Here is a 23,224-nt window from a genome sequence, read left to right on the forward strand (position 1 = left end):
ATGACCTTTCCCAGTGGGCCCAACGATCAGGGTTTTCCGGAACAGCCGGCCTTTTCACAACAGCCCGGCTTCGGAGTCCAGCCGCCGATCTACTCGCACCAGCCCGGCTCGGGACAACCCCAGCCGCAACAACCGGGGCCGACCGCCCCGACCAGCCGGGTCACCGGGACCTGCGCCGCCATCCTGGCGGGCGTCGCCGCAGTGGTGGCCCTCGTTCTCCTCCTGGTGGGGATAGTCGGGACGCTCGTGGATCTGAGCAGACCCACGTGGAACCTCGGCGAGGCGCTGATAACGATCGCCATCGCATCTCTGGTGCTCGGCGGGTACGGACTGCTCATGCTCACCGGCGCGAGAAAGCTCTACAAGGCCAAGAGGACCGGCCGCCGGATGGTGATCGTGGGCGCCCAGCTGGCCACCCCGGCCCCCGTCATCGGCATGGCCGCGACCTACACCGACGCTACCCGCGATGGCCACCCTGCCGGCTTCCTGCTCTGGACCCTGGTTCTCATTTATGTGCTCGCCACGTTCGTACTGGCCACGCTGCCGTCGACCGGTGCCTGGATCCGCGCGAACGAGCCTCCATCTGTACCTACGGAAGCCCCGCCTCAGGTGTTTCCACCATCCCAGGGTTATCCGATGCAATACCCGGGGTATCCGCCGTATCACGGCTGACGCCGCCCGTCGTCACCAACGCGGGTTCCCGCTTCGGTTCGATACGCACCCGGTCAGCCGACGGTCGCAGCCAGTCCGGCAGCCAGCGCGGCGGGTTGTCGGGCGCCTTGTCGAACACCCCACCGGTGGGGTCGTCGATGCGGCCGCCGTGCCGGACGAGGTCGAGGTCGGGGCGATAGATCTGACGAACGACCAACGCGCACAACATGATCACCGCGAGATCACGCAGCAACACCGTGGTGGTGAACCACTGCTCGGGGAGGCCCTTGTTGGCCTCGCCGTACAGATAGAGCATGCGCGGTACCCACACCAGGGCATCGATGGTCATCCACGCCAACAGGATCCGACGGTGCGGCAGAGCGAGCACCGCCAGCGGCACCAGCCACAGCGAGAACTGCGGGCTCCACACCTTGTTGGTCAGCAGGAAGGTGGCGACCACCAGGAACGCCAGTTGCGCCAACCGTGGCCGCTGCGGCGCCGTCAGCGCGATGTAGCCGATCGCAATGCAGCACGCCGCGAACAACACTGCGGTGACGGTGTTCAACACCGTCGGCGGCTGCCAGAAACCCAGGTCCGGATCGAAGCCCTGCCAGTCGCTGAACGACTTCACCACGTTGTACAGCGAATCCATGTCGTCACCACGACGGGTATTGAGCCGGAAGAACTCTGACCACCCGCGCGGGAACATCACCATGATCGGCAGGTTGATGACCAGCCAGGTCACCACCGCTGTCAACGCCGCTTTGCCGACCTCGCGCAGACGCCCGGTGCGCAACCCGAGCAGCACGAGTGGAACGAACAACAGCAACGGATACAGCTTGGCCGCCACACCGATTCCGATCAGCGCCCCGGCCCACACCGGTTTTCGGCGGGCCCATGCCAGCATCGCGCCTGCCGCGGAGGCGGTGGCGAGGGCATCGAAATTGGTGAACACCTGGAAGATCACGATCGGTGAGCCGGCCACCAGCGCGGCATCCCACACCCGCCGGCCGGCCAGTCGTGAGGTGGCCCAGATCGTCGCCAACCAGGCCAGCGCCAAACCGAACGCGGCAATGTTGAAGAACATCACCACTTCGGCGATGAGCGGGACCGACACCAGCTTCGTCAGCGCGGTATAGGTCTTGGCCAGTGACATCGACGCGTACTGGTACAGCCCCGTCAGCACCGGGTATTCCATGTAGCGGATCGCCGGGCTGCCGTCGTACTGCATGCGCGGCTTGCCGGTGGCGTCGTTCTCGACCCAACTGGACTTGTAGGGAAACTTGCCCTGGTTCAACAACTCTGCGGTGTAGAGCGGAACCGTGTCGGAATAGCACAGCTCGTAATAGGCCCGGTTGTTCTCCCAGTTGGCCACCCGCTGCCCGGCCGTCCCGCTTCCGGTCGTCTGCAGGCACGCGGCCTTGGACGTATATCCCAATGCCAGGAACACCACGGCGATGATGAACATCACCCGCAGTGGGGTCATGAAGCGTGACCGGCCGATCAACGCATGTCGGCCGACGGGTCCGCCCACCGTCTGCGACAGCGCCTCGGCCATCGGGTCATTGCGGCTGGGGAGGTCGCGGTCGTCGGCGCTCCGCCGGTCTTCTGCCGGCGGGGCCGGCGAATCGAACTCTGCCGGCGGGGCCGGCGAATCCAGTCCAGCCGGCGCGGCCGGGGCTACCCGGTCCGTCACGGAGGCGGCGGTGGCACCGGCTCGCCCGGCACGCCAGGCACAACGGGAGCTCCCGGCGGCGGACCGATCGGCACGGTCGTCGGAGGCCCGATCGGGATCGTAATGCCCGGGGCCACTTCGATGGTCGGCTGAATCACGGTCTCCGAAGGCATCACGATCGGTGGACCACCCGGAGTACCCGGTGCAGGCGGGGGCGGCGGGGCCTGCGGCACACCCGCATAGCCGCCGATCTCGGTCGGCTTCGGGAACTTCTCGTTGTCGGTGCCCTTCAACGCGCCGTCCATCGTGGATTTCCAGATGTCCGACGGCAGACCGGATCCATAGACCGGCCCACCCGACGGAGTCTTCAACGGCTTCACACCGTCAGAGGTACCCACCCACACCGCAGTCGAAAGCGACGGCGTGTAGCCCACCATCCAGGCGTCACGGTTGTCACCGGTGTCGCCGAGCTGGTTGGTGCCCGTCTTGGCGGCCGAGGCCCGCCCGCCGGCCAGGTTGTGCCCGCGCGACCAGCCCGCGATCGGCTGCATCGCCGACGAGACGTTGTCGGCCACCGCCTTGTCGATCCGCTGTTCACCGTTGTCCTGGCTGGACGCGTCGAACAGCACCTGTCCCGACGAGTTCACGACCTTCTGGACGAAGTGCGGCTTGTGGTAGACGCCGGAGTTCGCGAGCGTCGCGTACGCCGAGGCCATGTCGATCACCCGGGACTGGTACTGGCCCAGCACCACGCCGTTGTTGGGCGGACCGCCCTTGCCGTCCTCCGACAGCGTGTGCTCGACGCCGGGGAAGCTCTCGGCCACGCCGGCATCGTGGGCCGCCTTGGCGACGTCCTCGGGACCGTGCTCCAGCTTCAGCATCAGCCGGTAGTAGCTGGTGTTCAGCGACCGCTTGAGCGCCTCGGCGATCGAGCAGGTGCCACACCCTTCACCTTCGACGTTGCTGATCTTGATGCCGTTGACCTCGACCGGGCCGCTGTCGACCTGATAGCCCAGGCCGATGCCCTGCTGCAGGGCGGCGACGAGCGCGAACACCTTGAACGACGAACCCGTCGGCAGACCTGCCTGGGCGAAGTCGAAGCCATTGGCATCCGAACCGCCGTAATAGGCCTTGACCGCGCCGTCATGTGGATCGATGGACACCACCGCGGTCCGCATGTCGGAGTCTTGCCCGTCCATGTACTTGGACACCGCGTTCTCGGCGGCCTGCTGGGCCTGCGGGTCGATCGTGGTGGTGACCTGCAGACCTTCGGTGTTCAGCGCCTGCTCACTGATATCGAACAGATCCAGCAGTTCCTTGGTGACCTGCCGCTCGATCAGTCCGTTGGGACCGGTGGTCTGGTTGGCCTGACGGGCCTGATCCGGCGGAACGGTCGGCGGAAACACCTGGCCGGCGCGTTCCTGGGCCGACAACGCGCCCATGTCCACCATGCCGTCGAGCACCCAGTTCCACCGCTCGGCAGCGCCCTCCGGATCCACCGCGGGGTCCAGCGTCGAGGGGCGCTGGATCAGCGCGGCCATCAGGGCACCTTCGGCGACGGTGAGCTGCTCGACCGGCTTGTCGAAGTACGCCTTGGCCGCCGCCGCGATCCCGTACGAGCCGCGGCCGAAATAGATCATGTTCAGATACGCCTGCATCACAGCGTCTTTGGACCATTCGCTGGCCATCTTGGTCGAGATGACCAGCTCCTTGGCCTTACGGATCAGACCGCCGATGCCGGAGCGCTCGTCACCGACGAGCGCGTTCTTGACGTACTGCTGGGTGATGGTCGACCCGCCCTGCAGATCACCGCCGACCAGGTTGTTCTTGATCGCACGCAACAGCGCGGTGAACGAGAAGCCCGGATTGGTGTAAAAGTCGCGGTCCTCGGCGGCCATCACCGCATTGCGGACGTGCTCCGGGATCTTGTCGATGCCGACGTCGACACGGTTGCCTTCGGGCGGCACGATCTTGGCGATCTCGCTGCCGTCGCTGGCCAGGATCGTCGACACCTGGTTGGTGCGGATGTCACCGGGCTGCGGGACGTCGACGATCATGTACGCCATCCCGAAGGTCACCAGCGGAAGCAGGATCATCGCCACCACCGCGGCTATCGACAGCCGTCGGACCAGCTTCCAGTTGATGTGGAACTGCCGGGTCGCCTTGGGGCCCGACCCCGACGGACCCGAAGGCCCGGTCCCGCGGCCGCCTCCCGGCGGGGGAGGCGGAGATTTGGGTGGCGGCGGTTTCGGCGGCGGAGTGCCGTCCATCGCCGCCCTGACGACGTCGAGTGGGGCAGGCCCACCGTCGCGCACCGGCGGCAGCACCGTGGTGAGCCGATCGTCGGGCGGCACCGCCGGACGACCGGGACGGCCCGTGGGACCGTTCGGCCGTCCCGTGGACGCATTCTCACGAGCCGGCGGGCGGTTCTCCCGCACCGGAGGCTTCTCCCGGGCCGGCGGCCGGTTTTCTCGCGCGCCAAGGCGGTCAGCCGCACTACGGATGTCGTTGGCTGACCGGCTATGGCGCCCTTCGTTATTCACTGGCCGTACGCGCCGACTTGCGCGTGCCTCGAGTGCCACGTGCCTTCGGCGGCCGAGGCGCGCCCAGGACATATGACTTGACCAAATGATTCCAACTGCAGGTGCGGCATACCTCAACCACATGGACTGCGAACTCGTCGTAACGAGTTGCCAACATCACCAGCTCCTCCGCGGTGCGCGCTGAGCCCGAAACCGGGCCCAGATGATCACCGAAAACCCACGACACCAGCGTGAGCTGCTCTTTACGGCAGATCGGACACATCACCGAACTTTGCTTGCCGTGAAACTTTGCCGCGCGCAGCAGGTACGGATTGGCATCACAGACCTCCGAGACGCCGGTGCGCCCCGAATAGACCTCAGCCAGCAGGGACCGCCGCCGAAGCGCGTAATCCACCACCTGTCTCTGCAATCGCACGATGACCAGAGTACGTCGACCCCCTGGACACCGAGGCGCGACCGCGTCACACCTCCTACGATCATCTTCCGTGGCAACTCGGCAGACCTCGACCACCCGGGCCAAGGACAGCGATCGCAACGACACCTGCAAGGTGCTCGACAGCGCGCTCGGCGAAGGCCAGTTGTCCATGGAAGAACACCGTCAGCGGGTATCCGCGGCCACCAACGCCACGACCCTGGGAGACCTGGCCCGTCTGGTCGACGATCTACAGAACTCCAATGCACCGGTGAAGATGCCGACGCTGACCGAGGCCCGCCTGCCCCGCATTCGCAAACGCGCCGGTTCCGGGTGGGGGTTGCGGGTGGCCTCGGCCGGCGTCCTGGTCGTGCTCGGTATCGGCATCGGCTGGGGTCTGTACGGAAACACCCCGTCACCGTTGAGTTTCAACCCCGACCCGGGGGCGGTGCCCGACGGCATCGACCCCGTCGTGCTGACCCCGCCGACACAGCTGCAATCGCTCAACGGAGTCAAAGGACTCTTCGAGCAGATGCGCCAGAAGTTCGGCAACACCACGGGCTTCGAACTGCACATCGATCCGGACTCGGCCATGCTGTACCGACCTGATCCGCAGGACAGCCGCAGGAAGGTCTATTACCGGTACACCGGCGGTTGGGGCGACCCGAGCCCGGATCCGCGCACTACCGACAAAGATCGCCTCGTCGACCTCGGGGCATTCGATTACGAGCGGGTTCTCGGGATCATGCGGGGCGCCCCCGACACGCTCAACACCAAACGTGCCGACGTGAAGAGCACGTGGCTGCGCATCACGCCGTCCGAAGACCCCTCGACACCCGAGGCCATCAACATCGCGGTCATCGTCAACAGCGATTTCGGCGGCGGAACCATCAACCTGTACCCCGACGGCACCGTCAAGGGGATGTACCGCAGCAACGGGTGAGATCGGTCAGCGCTGGGCGATCAGCCAAGTCTGGGAAAAATCACCGTCCCGCAGATCTCGGTCCCTGGTCAAGAAGTAGACGGTGAAATCGCCGCCCAGCCAGTCATCGAAGCCACGGCTCGGACGCACGCTGAGTTTCTCGGTGATCCGTGCATCGGCTGTGAGTTGGAGCAACAAGCACCAGTCGGAACCCGGTTCGACGCCGCGGTGTCGGGTCGCGTCAAAGCGCGGGTCCCACTGGACCGGCTCAGGTATACCCCCGATCTGCACACCCGTCGGGGCAAGTTCGTCGTCATACCGGACCTCGTTCCACGCTTGGTGCAGTGCACTGAACGGCCGGTGTTCGTCGAAGTAGGACTCCTCGATCACCGGATAGCTCATCGCCCGCACCGGAATCAGCAACCGCGGCGCCCAAACCGTCACTCCCACAGGCGGTTCCGGCTCGACCTCGGCTCCCGGAGGCGTGTAGACCGCCTTCCAACCTCCGGCCTGGTAGGGCTCTCCCCACGGCGGCAGCTCCGCGTCGTCGGCATAGAAGAACGTCAGGGTGCCGTCGACCGGAAGCCCCGTCACATCGGCATAGGGAGCCAGCAGCCAGAGCTCGAGCACCGCCATACACACCAGGTGCCGCTCATCTCCAGCCACGTCGTCGACCCACGACGGCCAGGGCATTCCTCGCGGAAGGACTGGCTCGCCACCGATCCTCGACCCGATAACAGGACCCGGCACCGCGCCACCCAACTCGAAGTGCAGCGCCGGCTGTCCGGAGTCCAGGTAGGCCGGCCCGAGCTCGGAACCAAGATGCGTGTCGACCAGATCGGCGAAGTGTTCGGCTAGATAGTCGGGAACGATCACGGTGAAAACCTATGTCCCCGCGCGCACCAGCAGACGCACCAATCTGAGTGACTACTTGGCACCAAATATATCGGCGCGATACAGTTTGGCGAGGTGTTGATCCGTCGTAGCGATCAATTCCATCTGATCTGTCGAAAGGGGTGTTTTCGATGCTGGAGCTCGCAGTCCTGGGCCTTCTGCTCGAATCACCCATGCACGGCTACGAGCTGCGCAAGCGATTGACGGGTCTGTTGGGGGCGTTCAGGGCGTTCTCGTATGGGTCGCTCTACCCGGCATTACGGCGCATGCAGGCTGACGGCCTGATCGTCGAGGACGCCGCACCCTTGGGACCGACCAAGGTGCGTCGCGCTCGGCGGGTTTATCAGCTGACCGATGCCGGCAAGCAGCGATTCACCGAGTTGGTCGCCGACACGGGGCCACAGAACTTCTCCGACGACGGGTTCGGTGTCCACCTGGCCTTCTTCAACCGCACCCCGGCCGAAGCCAGGATGCGGATCCTTGAGGGCCGGCGTCGTCAGGTCGAGGAACGTCGGGAAGGTCTTCGCGAAGCCGTGGCGCGGGCCAGCAGTTCATTCGACCGCTACACCCGTCAGCTGCACCAGCTGGGCCTCGAGTCCAGCGAACGAGAAGTCAAATGGCTCAACGAGTTGATCGCGGCCGAACGTACGGCACAGGGGCGCTCGGAAAACATATGAGCACAGACCCGCACAAGGCCCCAGGCCGAGCACACAGAACGAGTAAGGAGATCGTCCATGTCTGAGCACGCAGGAGAAATCCGGGTCGCCATCGTCGGCGTCGGTAACTGCGCATCATCCCTGGTCCAGGGCGTGCAGTACTACCACAACGCCGATGAGAACGCGTCCGTGCCGGGCCTGATGCACGTGAAGTTCGGCCCGTACCACGTGCGTGACGTCAAGTTCGTGGCCGCGTTCGACGTGGACGCCAAGAAGGTCGGCTTCGACCTGTCCGAGGCCATCTTCGCCTCGGAGAACAACACCATCAAGATCGCCGACGTGCCGCCCACCAACGTGACGGTGCAGCGCGGCCCGACCCTCGACGGCATCGGCAAGTACTACGCCGACACCATCGAGGTCTCCGACTTCGAGCCCGTCGACGTGGTCAAGGCGCTCAAGGACGCCAAGGTCGACGTCCTGGTCTCCTACCTTCCGGTGGGCTCCGAAGAGGCCGACAAGTTCTACGCCCAGTGCGCCATCGACGCCGGCGTGGCCTTCGTCAACGCGCTGCCGGTGTTCATCGCCTCCGACCCGGTTTGGGCCAAGAAGTTCGAGGACGCCGGTGTCCCGATCGTCGGCGACGACATCAAGAGCCAGGTCGGCGCGACCATCACCCACCGCGTCATGGCCAAGCTGTTCGAGGACCGCGGTGTCACCCTGGACCGCACCTACCAGCTCAACGTCGGCGGCAACATGGACTTCCTGAACATGCTGGAGCGCTCGCGGCTGGAGTCCAAGAAGGTCTCCAAGACCCAGGCCGTCACCTCCAACCTGACCGGCTCGCTGGCCGGCAAGGTCGAGGACAAGAACGTCCACATCGGCCCGTCCGACCATGTCGCGTGGCTCGACGACCGCAAGTGGGCCTACGTGCGCCTGGAAGGCCGCGCCTTCGGTGACGTGCCGCTGAACCTGGAGTACAAGCTCGAGGTGTGGGACTCGCCGAACTCGGCCGGTGTGATCATCGACGCGGTGCGTGCCGCCAAGATAGCCAAGGACCGCGGCATCGGCGGCCCCATCGAGGCAGCCTCGGCCTACCTGATGAAGAGCCCGCCCAAGCAGATCGCCGACGACGTCGCGCGCATCGAGCTGGAGACCTTCATCGAGGGCTGATCCACTTCGTTTTCACTCTGCGCTCAGGGCGTGTGCTTCTCGCACATCTACGCCCTGGGCGCAGAGTCGTTTTGGAAGTAAGGTCGGCGGCGTGGTGAGCGACGACGCATTGACCGACCTCGACGAGTTCGGCCTCCTGCACGAGAACGCTGAACAGATCGGCGCAACCGCGATACCACCGGTCGAACGCATCGAGCAGGGGCCGATCAGCGCGCTGAAGTTCGGCACCGCAGCCCCGCGAATCGTGTTCCTGCACGGCGGCGGCCAGAACGCCCACACCTGGGACACCGTGATTCTCGGACTCGGCGAGCCCGCGCTGGCCGTGGATCTGCCCGGCCACGGCCGCTCGGCCTGGCGCGAGGACGGCGATTACGGCCCGAAACTCAATGCGGCCAGCCTGATTCCGGTTCTCGAAGATCATGCGCCCAATCCACGCCTGGTCGTCGGAATGTCGCTGGGCGGATTGACCGCGCTACGGATCGCGGCCACCGAGCCCCGGCTGGTACCCGAACTCGCACTCGTCGACGTCACGCCGTCAGCGCCAGAGCGGCACAACGAAATGACCAAGGCACAGATGGGCACCGTGGCCCTGGTGCAGGAACACCGCACCTTCCCGACGTTCCAGGCCATGCTCGACCTGACCGTCGCCGCGGCCCCCAACCGGGATCGGAATTCCTTGCGGCGCGGCGTCTTCCACAACTCCAAACAGCTCGAGGACGGCACCTGGACGTGGCGCTACGACACGTTTAGAAGCGACGACGGCTACTCAAGCTTCAGCGGCCTGTGGGACGACGTCCCGTCGATCACCATGCCCACCACGCTGATCCGCGGCGCCAACTCGTTCTTCGTCAACGACGACGACGCCGAGCAGTTCGCAAATAGCGCACCAGGTTTCCAGCGCACCCACGTGGTCGCCGACTCGGGCCACTCGGTGCAGGGCGATCAGCCGGCCAGGCTGGTCGAAATCCTGCGCGGCCTGCTGGGCTGATCCGGCGCCCCGTGCCTCACATCAGGCAGCGCTGTGCGGGGTTCAAAGAGCAGTCCTCGTGGGTACGCTCACCAATGTGAGCCATCCCATCCGCATCGGCGTGCAACTGCAGCCGCAGCACTCCCCCACCTACAGCCACATCCGCGACGCGGTGCGCCGCTGTGAGGACATCGGCGTCGACATCGCCTTCAACTGGGATCACTTCTTCCCGCTCTACGGGGACCCCGAAGGCGCGCACTACGAATGCTGGACGATGCTCGGCGCCTGGGCCGAGCAGACCTCACGCATCGAGATCGGCGCACTGGTCAGCTGCAACTCCTACCGCAATCCGGAGCTGTTGGCAGACATGGCCCGCACCGTCGACCACATCTCCGGCGGCCGGCTCATCCTCGGCATCGGAAGTGGTTGGAAACAAAAGGATTACGACGAGTACGGGTATGAGTTCGGCACCGCAGGCAGTCGCCTGGACGATCTGGCCGTAGCCCTGCCGCGCATCGAGGCCCGACTGGCCAAACTCAACCCGGCGCCCGTCCGCGAGATCCCGATCCTGATCGGCGGTCAGGGGGAACGCAAGACCCTGCGTCTGGTGGCCGAGCACGCCGACATCTGGCACGCATTCGTCGACCGCAATACCTACCCGGGCAAGGCGGAGGTTCTCGCCGAACACTGCGGCATCACCGGCCGCGACCCGGCGACCGTGCAGCGCTCGGCAGGGGTGCAGGAGACCGGCGGAATCGACGCGATGCTCGCCGAGGCCGACGCACTGGCCGATCTGGGGGTCAGCATCCTGACCGTGGGGGTCAACGGTCCGGACTACGACCTGACGGGCGCCGAGGCCCTGTGCCGCTGGCGCGACGACCGAGCTCGCAAAGTTTAGCGACTGAGCTGAACCGACTCAGGTCTCCGAACTGGCGGGCACGTGAGAAACTGGCGAAACATAATCGCCATAGGGGGAGATAAACCAGGGTGCCGAAGAATTACGGGGTCAAGGAGAAGGACCAGGTTGTCACGCACATCATCAATTTGGTGATGACGGGCAAGCTGCGCTCCGGCGACCGCATCGACCGCAACGAGATCGTCCGTGACCTCGGGCTCAGCCGCGTTCCGATCCAGGAAGCAGTGGTTCAGCTCGAGCACGACGGAATTCTCTCGACGCGATATCACCGCGGCGCATTCGTCTCCCGCTTCGACGAGGCCACTGTGGCCGAGCACCACGAGTTGTACGGAATTCTCAACGGCATCGCCTCCGCCCGCTGCGCCACCAACCCGACTCCGCGCATCGTCGCGCATCTCGATGACACGTTGCGCATGATGCGTTCAGCAAAGGACACCAAGAGCTTCCAGGAAGCCTGTTGGGTGTTCCGCGACTCGATCAACGACGAGTACGCCGGGCCGCGCCTGCACGCCACCATCCGTGCCGGTAAGAGCTTCGCGCCCGCGGAGTTCTGGATCAGCTACCCGAAGGCGAAGGCCGATTTTCTCGAAGGCTATGAGGAGGAGATGGCGGCGATCCAGGCCCGCGATCCCGAGCGAGCCCGCAAGGCCTGCACCGACCGCGCCGACCGGATGGCCCAGATCATGATCGGCGAGCTGACCCGGCGCGGAGTGTTCGGCGACTTGCGGTCCCCTTGAGCGGAATCACTCATCACGGGGCGCCCGCCCACTAGGTTGCATCAGATGGACGCCAGACGATCGGCCGCGCTGCTGACCACGGTCCTGATGCTGTTCGGGCTGGTGTGCGCAGCGCCGGCCGGGGCAGACGTCGACCAGTGCGCCCCACCCGGTGTCGACAGCGCGAGCGCACTGCCCACCAACCTTGCCGCCGCGGCCACCGGACCCGGCGCCGACAAGTACACGACCGCCACCGTCATACCCCTGGACACGGTCCGGCCCGAGAACCTCGGACTGGGCACGCCCGGCGTCCTGACCGTCGGCACGCTGTCGGACGCGCCGCCCAGCATCTGCATCAACTCGGCCGGACAGTTCACCGGTTTCGACAACGAGTTGCTGCGCGCCATCGCAGGCAAGCTCGGCCTTCGGGTCAACTTCGTCGGCACCGACTTCTCCGGCCTGCTGGCCCAGACCGCCTCCCGCCGCTTCGACGTCGCGTCCAGCTCGATCACCACGACCGACGCCCGGCGACGGACCGTCGGCTTCACCAACGGCTACGACTTCGGCTACTTCTCGCTCGTGGTGCCCTCCGGCTCACCGATCAAGGGGTTCGGCCAGCTCGCCGCCGGGCAGCGCATCGGCGTCGTGCAGGGCACCGTGCAGGAGGCCTACGTCATCGACACGTTGCACCTGCAGCCGGTGAAGTTCCCCGATTACAACACCGTCTACGCCAGCCTCAAGACCCGCCAGATCGACGCCTGGGTGGCACCCTCACAACAGGCCTCAGGCACCGTGCAGCCCGGCGACCCGGCACAGATCATCGAAAACACCTTCAGCCTGGACAATTTCGTGGCGTGGGCGGTCGCCAAGGAGAACCAGCCGCTGATCGACGCGCTGAACTCCGGACTCGACGCCGTCATCGCCGACGGGACTTGGGCCCAGCTGTACTCCGACTGGGTGCCACGGGCTCTGCCGCCCGGCTGGAAACCGGGCTCCAAAGCCGCCCCCGAACCCAAGCTGCCCGATTTCGCCGCGATCGCCGCCGCCAACGAGAAACCCGCCGCCGGGGGTCCGGTGGCGCCCAAATCGACACTCGCGCAACTCGCGGACTCGTTCCTGGACTGGGACCTCTACAAGCAGGCGATCCCCGACCTGCTGCGCACCGGCCTACCCAACACGCTCATCCTGACCGTGTGCGCCAGCATCATCGGACTCGTCCTCGGCATGGTTCTGGCGGTGGCAGGCATCTCGCGGTCGCGATGGCTGCGCTGGCCCGCCCGGGTGTACACGGACATCTTCCGCGGCCTGCCCGAAGTGGTGATCATCCTGCTGATCGGGTTGGGCATCGGGCCCGTGGTCGGATCGCTCACCGGCAACAGCCCTTACCCGCTGGGCATCGCCGCGCTCGGGCTCATGGCAGCGGCGTACGTCGGAGAGATCTTCCGCTCGGGCATCCAGAGCGTCGAGCCCGGACAGCTGGAAGCCTCACGCGCGCTGGGCTTCAGCTACTCCTCGTCGATGCGACTGGTGGTCGTTCCACAGGGCATCCGGCGGGTGCTGCCTGCGCTGATGAACCAGTTCATCTCGCTCCTGAAGGCCTCGTCGCTGGTGTACTTTCTCGGCCTGGTCGCCAGCCAGCGTGAACTGTTCCAGGTGGGCCGAGATCTCAACGCGCAGACCGGCAATCTGTCACCGCTGGTCGCGGCCGGGCTCTTCTACCTGCTGCTGACCATCCCGCTGACCCATCTGGTGAACTTCGTCGACAACCGCCTGCGCAAAGGCCGTCCCCCGGCCGAGGAAGATCCCCTCTCCCCGGCGACCACCCAGGAGATGATCTGATGTCGGCACCACAGCCGGTCGCGCTGGCCGCCAACGACATTCACCTGTCGTTCGGACCGAACGCGGTGCTACGCGGGGTGGACCTGGACGTGCCCGCCGGCACGACGACAGCCATCATCGGCCCGTCCGGGTCCGGAAAATCGACGCTGCTGCGCACCCTCAACCGGCTGTACGAACCCGACCGCGGGGACATCCTGCTCGACGGACGCTCGGTGCTGACCGACAATCCCGACCAACTGCGCCAACGCATCGGCATGGTGTTCCAGCAGTTCAACCTGTTCCCGCACAAGACCGTTCTCGACAACGTCACGCTGGGTCCGCGAAAGCTCAAGCGGCTCAGCCCCGAACATGCCCGTACCGTTGGGCTGGAGCAGCTGGACCGGGTTGGCCTGCGGCACAAGGCCGATGTACGTCCGGCAACCCTGTCGGGCGGCCAACAGCAGCGTGTCGCCATCGCACGTGCGCTCGCCATGACCCCGCAGGTCATGTTCTTCGACGAGGCCACCTCGGCGCTGGACCCAGAGCTGGTCAAGGGGATTCTGGAGTTGATCGCCGACCTGGCCGCCGAAGGTATGACCATCCTGGCGGTCACCCACGAGATGGGCTTCGCCCGTTCCACCGCTGACTCGGTGGTGTTCATGGATCACGGAAAGGTGGTCGAGTCGGGCACCCCCGACCAGATCTTCGAAGCGGCCGAGACAGATCGGCTGCGCCGCTTCCTGTCCCAGGTGCTGTGAGATCGCCGTGAAACCCCTGGCTCAAACGGAACAAGCTGACAACCTGGCAGCGTCAGACAGGTTAGACTAGCGAATTATGGGAGAGCCCGAACCGCAGGTCACTGAGCTGGCCGGAGAGTTGCAACGCGTACTCTCCAAGGTTTTCTCGGTGCTGCGCCGCGGCGACACCAACAAGGGCACCGCCGGGGAGCTCACGCTGGCCCAGCTCTCGATCCTGCTCACCCTGCTCGACCAGGGCCCGATCCGGATGACCGAGCTGGCTGCCCGTGAGCGCGTGCGCACCCCCACCACCACCGTGGCGATCCGCCGGCTCGAGAAGCTCGGGCTGGTCAAGCGCTCCCGGGACCCCTCCGACCTGCGGGCCGTCCTCGTCGAGGTCACCCCGCGCGGCCTCGTGCAGCACCGCGAATCGCTGGCCGCCCGGCGAGCTGATCTGGCCGCCCGGTTGGCCAACCTGAGCTCCGACGATCTCGCGACGCTGGCCACCGCACTGGCCCCGCTGGAGCGGCTGGCCGGCCAGAACGATCAGGCCACCGCCGCCCACGCCAAGTCCGAGTAGCCGGGCTACCCCAACCAGTCCAGCACCGCGGCCGCGGTCCACGACTGCTGCATGCTGCCCAGCGCTTCCCCGGTGAACGGCTCGTAGTACTCGGCGAACGTGCCGTCGCTGGCCTGACGCAACCCTTCCCTGCGCAGTGTCGTGGCCCGCTCGGCCCAGCCGCGCCGCGCGAAACACCACGAGAACAGCCACGTCATCACCGGCCACACCGGACCACGCCAATACTCGCGCGACCGGAAATCCCGCGACACCGGCGACGTCGACGGGATGAGCGCGTACTTCAGATCCGGATGCCCGCAGAACCTCGGGCCTTCCAGCAGCCGCAGCAGGGCGCGTTCCCGCTCGTGCGGCAGCCCGCCGCACAGCAGCGGGGCGAACTGCGCGACGGTCTCGGTGGCCACCCACCTCTTTGCCCGGACGTCGTAATCCCTTGCCGCACCGCTTCGTTCGTCGGCGGTCTCGACGACGCCGACCCGGAAGCGCTCGGCCCACGAGTAGAGATCGCGGACATCGGCGTTCGGGCGTTTGTAGTCCTCCCCGATCTCGGCGAGCACCTGGCAGGCGACCGAGAAGATCGCCGAGACGAACACGTCCTCGACCGCGAAGCTCATCACCTTCGGAAGCAGATCATCGTCGTAGCGAACGGATTTCATCTCCTCGAGCAGCCACAGGTACCTGTCGTACTCGAGGTCGCTCGGCCGCTGGGTGGCGTCGGTGATGATCGCGTTGTCCTCGCGCTGATACTCCGGCACGGCGCCGGGAACCACGTTGGCGTAGGCGCTGTCCCAGCGCGGTGAGTTGTCCATGCCGGACTCCCACCCGTGGTACAGCGTGATGCGGCCGTGGCCGTCCTGATCCCGCGACTCGGCCAGCCAGCGGTGCCACCGCACCAGATCGGCCCACCGTCGATCGAGGAAGGTCTCCGCGACCGCCCGGGTGGACCGGCCCCGGCTGCGGGCGTGGTCGAGGATGCGCTGCACCGCGATCGCATGCACGGGCGGCTGCGTGATCCCCGAGGTGTGCCGGACCCGCGGCGCATTGGCGGCCAGCGCCGAGGTCGCCCACCGGGCCGGACCCGGAAAGTAGCCGTCGACGCCGTTGGCGAACACGATGTGGGGAATCATCCCGTTGCGCCACTGCGCCGAGAGCAGCGTGTCGAGTTCGACCACGGCACGCTCCACACTCAGCGGCGCCAGCCCGATCGCCACGAACGCCGCATCCCAGCTCCACATGTGCGGATACAGCAACGGTGCGGCAGTGGTCATCACACCCAGGTCGTTGCCGCGCAGCAGGTAGGCGGCGCGCGCGGCGAGTTGGGTGGGAGCGAAGCTCGGATCCGGTGGCATCCCTACCATGATGCGACGCCGCGCCCCGGTCTGCAGGTCGGCCCCGTGGCATTCGGCATCACAGTAACGTTGCAGTCGTGCCGACTGCATTGATCACCGGAGCCTCTGGCGGCATCGGCTCGGCCATCGCCGCCGCCCTTGCTCCCACCCACACACTGCTGCTGGCCGGTCGCCCGTCACGCCGCCTCGACGCGCTCGCCGAACAGCTCGGCGCGCCGACCTGGCCGCTGGATCTGACCGACGCGGACTCGATCGAATCGGCCACCGAGGTACTCGCCGAACTCGATGTACTGGTCCACAACGCCGGCGTCCTCTACCCCGGCCGGGTTTCCGAGTCGATCGCCGAGCAGTGGCGGGCGTCGTTCGAAGTGAACGTCACCGGTGCGGTGGCCCTCACGCTGGCCCTGCTGCCGGCCCTGCGCGCCGCCCGCGGGCATGTGGTCTTCATCAATTCCGGTGCCGGGCAGAAGGTTTCGACCGGTATGGCCTCGTACTCGGCCAGCAAGTTCGCGCTGCGGGCATTCGCCGACTCACTGCGCGCCGATGAACCGTCACTGCGGGTCACCTCGATCTTCCCCGGGCGCACCGACACCGAGATGCAGCGCGATCTGGTGGCCTACGAGACTGCAGTAAGCGACGGCGTCGGTGAATACGACGCCACGAAGTTCCTCAAACCCGAGACCGTGGCAGGGCTGGTGGCGACCGCCGTCACCACCCCGCCCGACGGCCACGTCCACGAAATCGTGGTCCGCCCCGGGTGATTTCGGTGCGTCCAGTAACGGTCAGCGTTACCAGACGCACCGAAATCGCACTAGACGACGAGGTTGACCAGCCGGCCCGGGACCACGATCACCTTCTTGGGGGTGGCACCATCCAGGAACGCCTGCACCTTCTCGTCGGCCAGCGCCGCCGACTGGATGGCCGCGGCTTCGGCATCGGCCGCAACCGTGATCTTGCCGCGGACCTTGCCGTTGACCTGAACCGGGAACTCGATGGTGTCGTCCACCAGGTACTGCGGATCGGCCACCGGGAACGGACCGTGCGCCAGTGAGGTGTCGTGGCCCAACCGCTTCCACAACTCCTCGGCCAGGTGCGGCGCCAGCGGGGCCACCATGAGCACCAGCGGCTCGATCGCGGCGCGAGCCGACACGCCCTCCTTGGTGAGGTGGTTGGTGTACTCGATCAGCTTGGCCGCGGCGGTGTTGTTGCGCAGTGCCGCATAGTCTTCGGTCACACCGGCGATGGTGCGGTGCAGGACCTTGAGCGTGTCGGTGTCGAGTGCCTCGTGCTCGTTGACGTCGGTCGCACCGGTTTCTTCGGAGACCACCACACGCCACACCCGTTGCAGGAAGCGGTGCGCGCCGACGACGTCCTTGGTGGCCCACGGCCGCGACGCCTCCAGCGGGCCCATCGACATCTCGTAGACCCGAAGCGTGTCCGCGCCATACTCGTCGCAGATCTCGTCGGGTGAGACGGAGTTCTTCAGGCTCTTGCCGATCTTGCCGAACTCCTGGTTGACCTGTATTTCACCATCGGGGCCCGGCCAGAAGAACTTCCCTTCCCGCTCAACGACTTCGGCCGCAGGCACATAGCTACCCCTGGCATCGGTGTAGGCGAAGGCTTGGATGTAACCCTGGTTGACCAGGCGGCGGTAGGGCTCCTTCGAACTGACGAAGCCGAGGTCGAACAGCACCTTGTGCCAGAACCGCGAGTACAGCAGGTGCAGCACCGCATGCTCGACGCCGCCGACGTACAGGTCCACACCGCCCGGATCGTTCGGTCCGTGCTCGGCCGGACGCGGGCCCATCCAGTAGGCCTCGTTCTCCTTGGCGCACAGCTCTTCCGAGTTCTGCGGGTCGGTGTAGCGCAGCTCGTACCAGGAGCTGCCCGCCCACTGCGGCATCACGTTGGTGTCGCGGGTGTAGGTCTGCAGCCCGTCGCCGAGATCCAGCTCGACGTGTACCCACTCGGTGGCCTTGCCCAGCGGCGGCGACGGTTCACTGTCGGCGTCGTCGGGGTCGAACGAGACCGGGGCATAGTCCGGGATGTCCGGAAGTTCGACCGGCAGAGCCGATTCCGGCAGCGGGTGGGCGCGGCCGTCGGCGTCGTACACGATGGGGAACGGCTCACCCCAGTACCGCTGCCTGGCGAACAGCCAGTCCCGCAGCTTGTACTCGATGCGGGCCCGGCCACGACCGTCGGCCTCCAGGTGCTCGATGACAACCTTCTTGGCCTCGGCCACCGACAGCCCGTTGAGATAGTCGGAGTTGACCATGGTTCCGTCGCCGTTGTAGGCCGCCTCGGTGATGTCACCGCCGGAGACCACCTCGACGATGGGCAGGCCGAACTCGGTCGCGAAGTCCCAGTCACGCTGATCACCGCCGGGCACCGCCATGATGGCGCCGGTTCCGTATCCGGCCAGCACGTAGTCCGCGATGAACACCGGAACCTGTTGCCCGTTGACCGGATTGGTGGCGTACGCACCCAGGAACACACCGGTCTTGGTCTTGTTCTCCTGGCGCTCCAGATCCGACTTGGCCGCGATCCCGGCGCGGTAGGCGGCGACGGCCTCCGTCGGGGTCGCCGCACCGAAGGTCCACCGAGAGTCGGTGCTCTCGGGCCAGGCGCTGGCGGTCAGCGCATCCACCAGATCGTGCTCGGGAGCCAGCACCAGGTAGGTCGCGCCGAACAGGGTGTCCGGGCGGGTCGTGAAGACCTCGACATCGCCGGCCGCGGTGCCGAACTCCACCGATGCCCCCGTGGAGCGGCCGATCCAGTTGCGCTGCATGGCCTTGACCTTGTCCGGCCATTCCAGCAGCTCCAGATCATCGAGCAGCCGGTCCGAATAGGCGGTGATGCGCATCATCCACTGCCGCAAGCGCTTCCGGAACACCGGGAAATTACCGCGATCGCTACGCCCGTCGGCCGTGACTTCCTCGTTGGCCAGCACCGTGCCCAGACCCGGGCACCAGTTCACCATCGAATCGGCGTGGTACACCAGCCGGTAATCGTCCACCACATCGGCGCGCTCGGCTGCCGACAACTCCGCCCAGACCCGGCCATCGTCCAGAGCACGTGTCCCGGACTCGAATTCGGCGACCAGCTCGGTGATGGGTCGGGCCTTCTGTGCCGCCGTGTCGAACCAGGCGTTGTAGATCTGCAGGAAGATCCACTGCGTCCACTTGTAGAAGTCGACGTCGGTGGTGGCGAAGCTGCGGCGCGAATCGTGGCCCAGACCCAGCCGGCCCAGCTGGCGGCGGAAGTTGACGATGTTGGCCTCGGTACGGGTGCGTGGGTGCGTCCCGGTCTGCACGGCGTACTGCTCGGCAGGCAGACCGAACGCGTCGAAGCCCAGTGCGTGCAGCACGTTGTGCCCGGTCATCCGGTAGTACCGGGCGTAGACGTCGGTGGCGATGTAACCCAACGGGTGCCCGACGTGCAGGCCGTCACCGGATGGATACGGGAACATGTCCTGGACGAACATCTTGTCGGCTGGCACCGGCGAGCCGTCCGCCGGTGCCAGCGAGCCCACCGGATTGGCCACGTTGAACGTGCCAAGCTCGGCCCAGGTCTGCTGCCAGGACTGCTCGATCTGACCCGCCAGCTCCGCGGTGTAACGGTGCTGCGGGGTGTCCTCTGACTGCCCTGACTGGGCGGCGGCGGCAGGTTCGATCACGCCGTTCAGGGTATAAGGCCACGGTTTGAGCAGCTCACCGCCCGTCTTCCGATGACGCAGGCCACAGGTTGGTATCGGTTACGTCGCGGCTCTGTCAGGGGTTGATTCCAGGTCGGTTGAGTTGCTGGTGGTGGGCGGTCATCCCTGGATAGTCTCGGCGCTCAGTGGAGAGGTCCCCAGGTGGGGCACGGTTTGCGGGAGGAATCAAGCAATGATCGAGTTGACCCGCCGGTGGCGGGTACTGGCAGCGGGCACGGCCATCGGCGTGGCCGGGGTTGTCGGTTTCACCGGTCAGACCGCCTCTGCCGAACCCCTCCTTCCGGTTCCCAGCGTTCCCGGCCCGGTGACGGTGACCCAGACCGTCACGGTCGCCCCTGCCGCAGCGCCCGCCGCCCCGGCGGCCCCCGCCGCCGCGGTCCCCGCTGCCGCAGCAACCCCCGGCGTCCCGGGTGCGGCAGCCAACGCCGCGCCCGCGGTCGCGGCACCTGTCCCACCGGCGCAGACCATCACCCCGGCCTCCTCCGGCACCCTTGCCGAATTCTTCAAGAGCAAGGGCGTGAAGATGGAGCCTCAGGTCAGCCACGACTTCAAGGCGCTCAGCATCGTCCTGCCGCTGCCGTCGGGGTGGACCAAAGTGCCCGACCCCAACGTCCCCGACGCCTTCGCGGTGATCGCCGACCGCGCCAGCACCGACCTCTACACCCCCAACGCGCAGGTCGTGGTCTACAAGCTCGTCGGCAATTTCGATCCGGTCGAAGCGGCCAGCCACGGCTTCGTCGACACCCAGCAGCTGCAGAACTGGCGCCCCACCGACATGGCCATGGGTGACTTCAACGGCTTCCCGTCGGCATTTATCGAAGGTAGCTACCTGTCCGGCAGCCAGGTGCTCAACACGTCACGCAGGCACATCCTGGCCACCGCGGGCCCCGACCATTACCTGGTGTCGTTGTCGGTGAACTCCTCGGCCGCCAACCAGGGTGTTTCCGCGGCTGCCGACGCCGCCGACGCGATCGTTTCCGGGTTCAAGGTCAGCGCGCCGGCCCCGGCGGCTCCCGCTCCGCCAGCTACTCCCGCCCCGGCCGCCCCGGCGCCACAGCCGGGTTTGCCCCAGCTCCTGGGCCTGCAGGGCTGAGGCACCGGAACCCGCCCCGACCTCGCAATACCGACCGGCGCCTCGTATTGTGTGGCGCATGCTGATCGCCGCGCTGCTGTGTTTGAGCGCCGCCGTCATCGTCGGTGTGCTCGGGCTGTGGTTGTTGACCAGACCCCGTACCGGTGATCCGGTGCGCTCGGTCCTGAGGGCTGTGGCCCCGACGCAACTGGCCGCCGCGGTCATGCTCGCCGCCGGGGGTGCCGCCGCCCTGGCTGCCGCGCCCCACACCGGCCTGATGGTCGTCATGGTGTGCATCATCGGGGCCGTCGCCACGGTCGCCGCCGGCTGCTGGCAGAGCGCCAAGGCCGTCGCGGCGGCGGAGGCGGGCGCCGGCTCGGGCGCGGACTGCGCCGGCTCGTGCGCCAGCTGCACCCTGTCCTGCAAGTAGTCCCGAGACTAGTTGCGGCTCACGTCGATCGGATGCGTGGCTAATAACGACATCGGCAACGGCTGACGGCGCAACACCCGGCCCCACAGATCGACCCGCGGCTCGATCAGAACATCCGACGGCAGCGCCGAGAGCACGATCCAATCGTCACGCTCGATCTCGCCGTCGAGTTGGCCGATGGTCCAGCCGGAGTATCCGGCGAAGATCCGCACACCCTCGATCACCGGCGCCAGCGTGTCCGGGTCGGCGTCCAGGTCGACCATCACCACACGGCCCTGCACGTGCCGCAGTCCCGGAACGCCGTCGGCCTGCATGCCGACCCGCAGCGTCGCCAGGCACAACGCCGAGTCCCGCTTGACCGGGCCGCCGATGAACATCGTCTTGGGTTTGTGGGTGAGCTTCGCCCACTGCGGCAGCACGTTGTAGACCGCCGTCTCACTGGGGCGGTTCAACACCACACCGAGGGTCCCGCCGGCGTTGTGCTCGACGATGTAGATGACGCTGCGCCGGAAGGTCGGCTCGAGCAGATCGGTATTGGCCAGCAGGAGCGTGCCCGGACGTACCCGGTGCGCCGCAGGCGCGATGAAATCCTCCGGGTCTTCTGACTGCGCCACGGTTACATCATGGCACCGCGATAGCCAAGACGTGGCGAACAAGCCCGGGCGCGGTCGGATTTCGGCGCAGCTTTGTACTGTTGATCGGGTGGTTCATGCTCACGCGCTCCGTGCCCTCTGGCGCGCGCTCCGTGGCATGAACGAATTCCGCCGCCTGCTGGAGTTGCGTGCGGTCAGTCAGTTCGCCGATGGCCTGTTCCAGGCCGGCCTGGCCGGCGGACTTCTGTTCAATCCCGACCGGGAGGCCGAGCCGTGGGCCATCGCCGGTGCGTTCGCCGTCCTGTATCTCCCGTACTCGGTGCTCGGTCCGTTCGCCGGGGCACTGCTGGACCGCTGGGACCGGCGGATGGTGATGATCGGTGCCAACCTGGGCCGACTGCTGCTGGTGCTCCTGGTGGGTGGGCTGCTGGCGTTCGGTGTCGGGGATCTGCCGATCCTGTGCGGGGCGTTGATCATCAACGGGTTCACCCGGTTCGTGTCGTCAGGTCTGTCGGCGTCGCTGCCCGATGTGGTGCCCGCCGACCGGGTCGTCACGATGAACTCGGTGGCCACCGCGATCGGAGCGCTCGCCGCCTTCCTCGGCGCCCTCTTCATGTTGGTGCCGCGTACGGTGGTCGGCGCCGACGACGTGGGCGCCTCGGCGGTCATGTTCATCGTGGCGCTCCCGGTGGCGCTCGCGTTGTGGCTGTCGGTGCGCTTCGGCCCGCACGTGTTGGGGCCGCACGAAAGCAAGCGCACCATCCACGGCTCGGTGGCCTACGCGGTGTCCACCGGCTGGGTGCATGGCCTGCGCACGGTGCTGACCGTGCGTCCGGTCGCGGGCACCCTGGCCGGGCTGGCCGCGCATCGGATGGCCTTCGGGATCAATTCCCTGCTGGTGCTGGTGATCGTGCGGCACACCGACAACCCCGATATGACCGGGCTGGGCCTGGGTAGCGCGTTTCTGTTCCTGGCGGCCGGCGGTATCGGCCAGTTCCTGGCCACCGTGGCCGCCCCCGTGGTGATCGGCCGGTTCGGGCGCTATGCGACCGCCAATGGCGCGCTCTGCTTCGCCGCGGCCATCCAGCTCTTGGCGCTCGGCCTGCACATCCCGGTGATGCTGACTTGTGGTCTGCTGCTCGGCGCGGCCGGGCAGCTGGTGAAGTTGTGCGCGGATTCGGCGATCCAGATCGACGTCGACGACGCGCTGCGCGGGCACGTGTTCACGGTGCAGGATGCGTTGTTCTGGATGTCGTTCGTCGCGGCGATCGCGGCCGCTGCCGCGGTGATCCCCCCCGGCGGGCACTCGCCTGCCCTGGTGGCCGCCGGAGCTGTGGCCTATCTGGTCGGGCTCGGTCTGCATGCCGCGGTGGCATCCCCGAAGCGGGCGTCATCCCCCGGTCTAGGCTGA

21 protein-coding genes are annotated in these 23,224 nt (G+C 66.8%); 14 read left to right on the forward strand and 7 right to left on the reverse strand.

The genetic code is table 11. The features are described 5' to 3' along the window. Window positions 1–672, forward strand: a complete 672-nt coding sequence (locus AC4LGL_RS17935) for a hypothetical protein (protein ID WP_491839957.1) — start codon at window positions 1–3, stop codon at window positions 670–672. Here AC4LGL_RS17935 and AC4LGL_RS17940 read toward each other — a convergent pair. From AC4LGL_RS17940 to AC4LGL_RS17950, 3 genes are all read right to left on the reverse strand, one after another. Next, a complete protein-coding gene (locus AC4LGL_RS17940) occupies window positions 590–2,311 on the reverse strand; it encodes a glycosyltransferase family 87 protein (protein WP_491840032.1) in 1,722 nt (573 codons plus the stop codon). The genes AC4LGL_RS17935 and AC4LGL_RS17940 overlap by 83 nt on opposite strands. 32 nt (window positions 2,312–2,343) lie before the next feature. Further along, window positions 2,344–4,680 (reverse strand): transglycosylase domain-containing protein, encoded by a 2,337-nt coding sequence (locus tag AC4LGL_RS17945; protein WP_491840033.1) that lies wholly within the window; start codon window positions 4,678–4,680, stop codon window positions 2,344–2,346. Window positions 4,681–4,861: 181 nt separating this feature from the next. Beyond that, window positions 4,862–5,284, reverse strand: a complete 423-nt coding sequence (locus AC4LGL_RS17950; protein WP_036443617.1) for a DUF5318 domain-containing protein — start codon at window positions 5,282–5,284, stop codon at window positions 4,862–4,864. Window positions 5,285–5,354: 70 nt separating this feature from the next. Between AC4LGL_RS17950 and AC4LGL_RS17955 the strand changes: the two genes are divergently transcribed. Next, window positions 5,355–6,224, forward strand: coding sequence for a DUF1707 SHOCT-like domain-containing protein (locus AC4LGL_RS17955; protein WP_491839958.1), 870 nt, complete (start codon window positions 5,355–5,357; stop codon window positions 6,222–6,224). Window positions 6,225–6,230: 6 nt separating this feature from the next. On the opposite strand, the gene AC4LGL_RS17960 is transcribed toward AC4LGL_RS17955, so the two are convergent. Further along, window positions 6,231–7,079, reverse strand: a complete 849-nt coding sequence (locus tag AC4LGL_RS17960; protein ID WP_491839959.1) for a DUF1963 domain-containing protein — start codon at window positions 7,077–7,079, stop codon at window positions 6,231–6,233. A gap of 149 nt (window positions 7,080–7,228) precedes the next feature. Between AC4LGL_RS17960 and AC4LGL_RS17965 the strand changes: the two genes are divergently transcribed. The 8 genes from AC4LGL_RS17965 (at window position 7,229) to AC4LGL_RS18000 (ending at window position 14,657) form a co-directional block, all read left to right on the forward strand. Next, window positions 7,229–7,774, forward strand: coding sequence for a PadR family transcriptional regulator (locus AC4LGL_RS17965; RefSeq protein WP_055120968.1), 546 nt, complete (start codon window positions 7,229–7,231; stop codon window positions 7,772–7,774). Between the two features lie 57 nt (window positions 7,775–7,831). Then, on the forward strand, window positions 7,832–8,923 hold the full coding sequence (locus AC4LGL_RS17970; RefSeq protein ID WP_491839960.1) for an inositol-3-phosphate synthase: 1,092 nt from the start codon (window positions 7,832–7,834) through the stop codon (window positions 8,921–8,923). Between the two features lie 91 nt (window positions 8,924–9,014). Then, window positions 9,015–9,911, forward strand: coding sequence for an Rv0045c family esterase (locus AC4LGL_RS17975; RefSeq protein WP_491839961.1), 897 nt, complete (start codon window positions 9,015–9,017; stop codon window positions 9,909–9,911). A 76-nt stretch (window positions 9,912–9,987) separates the two neighbouring features. After that, window positions 9,988–10,788, forward strand: a complete 801-nt coding sequence (locus tag AC4LGL_RS17980) for an LLM class F420-dependent oxidoreductase (protein ID WP_491839962.1) — start codon at window positions 9,988–9,990, stop codon at window positions 10,786–10,788. 89 nt (window positions 10,789–10,877) lie between these two features. After that, window positions 10,878–11,543, forward strand: coding sequence for a GntR family transcriptional regulator (locus AC4LGL_RS17985; RefSeq protein WP_135358692.1), 666 nt, complete (start codon window positions 10,878–10,880; stop codon window positions 11,541–11,543). A 45-nt stretch (window positions 11,544–11,588) separates the two neighbouring features. After that, window positions 11,589–13,361: an ABC transporter substrate-binding protein/permease gene (locus AC4LGL_RS17990; protein WP_491839963.1), complete on the forward strand. Its 1,773-nt coding sequence runs from the start codon at window positions 11,589–11,591 to the stop codon at window positions 13,359–13,361. Then, window positions 13,361–14,098, forward strand: a complete 738-nt coding sequence (locus tag AC4LGL_RS17995) for an amino acid ABC transporter ATP-binding protein (RefSeq protein WP_491839964.1) — start codon at window positions 13,361–13,363, stop codon at window positions 14,096–14,098. The genes AC4LGL_RS17990 and AC4LGL_RS17995 overlap by 1 nt, the downstream gene beginning before the upstream one ends. Window positions 14,099–14,174: 76 nt before the next feature. Next, window positions 14,175–14,657 carry a MarR family winged helix-turn-helix transcriptional regulator gene (locus AC4LGL_RS18000; protein WP_064880265.1) on the forward strand — a complete coding sequence of 161 codons (483 nt, stop codon included), beginning with the start codon at window positions 14,175–14,177 and terminating at the stop codon, window positions 14,655–14,657. Between the two features lie 5 nt (window positions 14,658–14,662). Here AC4LGL_RS18000 and ggh read toward each other — a convergent pair whose 3' ends face one another. After that, window positions 14,663–16,003, reverse strand: a complete 1,341-nt coding sequence (gene ggh, locus AC4LGL_RS18005; protein ID WP_491839965.1) for a glucosylglycerate hydrolase — start codon at window positions 16,001–16,003, stop codon at window positions 14,663–14,665. Between the two features lie 77 nt (window positions 16,004–16,080). Here ggh and AC4LGL_RS18010 point away from each other — a divergent pair, with 77 nt between their 5' ends. After that, window positions 16,081–16,764, forward strand: a complete 684-nt coding sequence (locus AC4LGL_RS18010) for an SDR family oxidoreductase (RefSeq protein WP_491839966.1) — start codon at window positions 16,081–16,083, stop codon at window positions 16,762–16,764. Between the two features lie 50 nt (window positions 16,765–16,814). Here AC4LGL_RS18010 and leuS read toward each other — a convergent pair whose 3' ends face one another. Further along, window positions 16,815–19,676 carry a leucine--tRNA ligase gene (gene leuS / locus AC4LGL_RS18015; protein WP_491840034.1) on the reverse strand — a complete coding sequence of 954 codons (2,862 nt, stop codon included), beginning with the start codon at window positions 19,674–19,676 and terminating at the stop codon, window positions 16,815–16,817. A gap of 214 nt (window positions 19,677–19,890) precedes the next feature. Here leuS and AC4LGL_RS18020 point away from each other — a divergent pair, with 214 nt between their 5' ends. Further along, window positions 19,891–20,811: an LpqN/LpqT family lipoprotein gene (locus tag AC4LGL_RS18020; protein ID WP_491839967.1), complete on the forward strand. Its 921-nt coding sequence runs from the start codon at window positions 19,891–19,893 to the stop codon at window positions 20,809–20,811. A 58-nt stretch (window positions 20,812–20,869) separates the two neighbouring features. Next, the gene (locus tag AC4LGL_RS18025; RefSeq protein ID WP_055119179.1) at window positions 20,870–21,220 is read left to right on the forward strand and encodes a hypothetical protein; all 351 of its coding nucleotides are present in this window, start codon (window positions 20,870–20,872) and stop codon (window positions 21,218–21,220) included. A gap of 8 nt (window positions 21,221–21,228) precedes the next feature. Here AC4LGL_RS18025 and AC4LGL_RS18030 read toward each other — a convergent pair whose 3' ends face one another. Further along, entirely contained in the window at window positions 21,229–21,834 is a 606-nt protein-coding gene (locus AC4LGL_RS18030) for a YqgE/AlgH family protein (protein WP_491839968.1), read from the reverse strand. Window positions 21,835–21,922: 88 nt separating this feature from the next. Between AC4LGL_RS18030 and AC4LGL_RS18035 the strand changes: the two genes are divergently transcribed. Beyond that, window positions 21,923–23,224: an MFS transporter gene (locus AC4LGL_RS18035; protein WP_491839969.1), complete on the forward strand. Its 1,302-nt coding sequence runs from the start codon at window positions 21,923–21,925 to the stop codon at window positions 23,222–23,224.

It is taken from the genome of Mycolicibacterium arcueilense, from assembly GCF_058536225.1.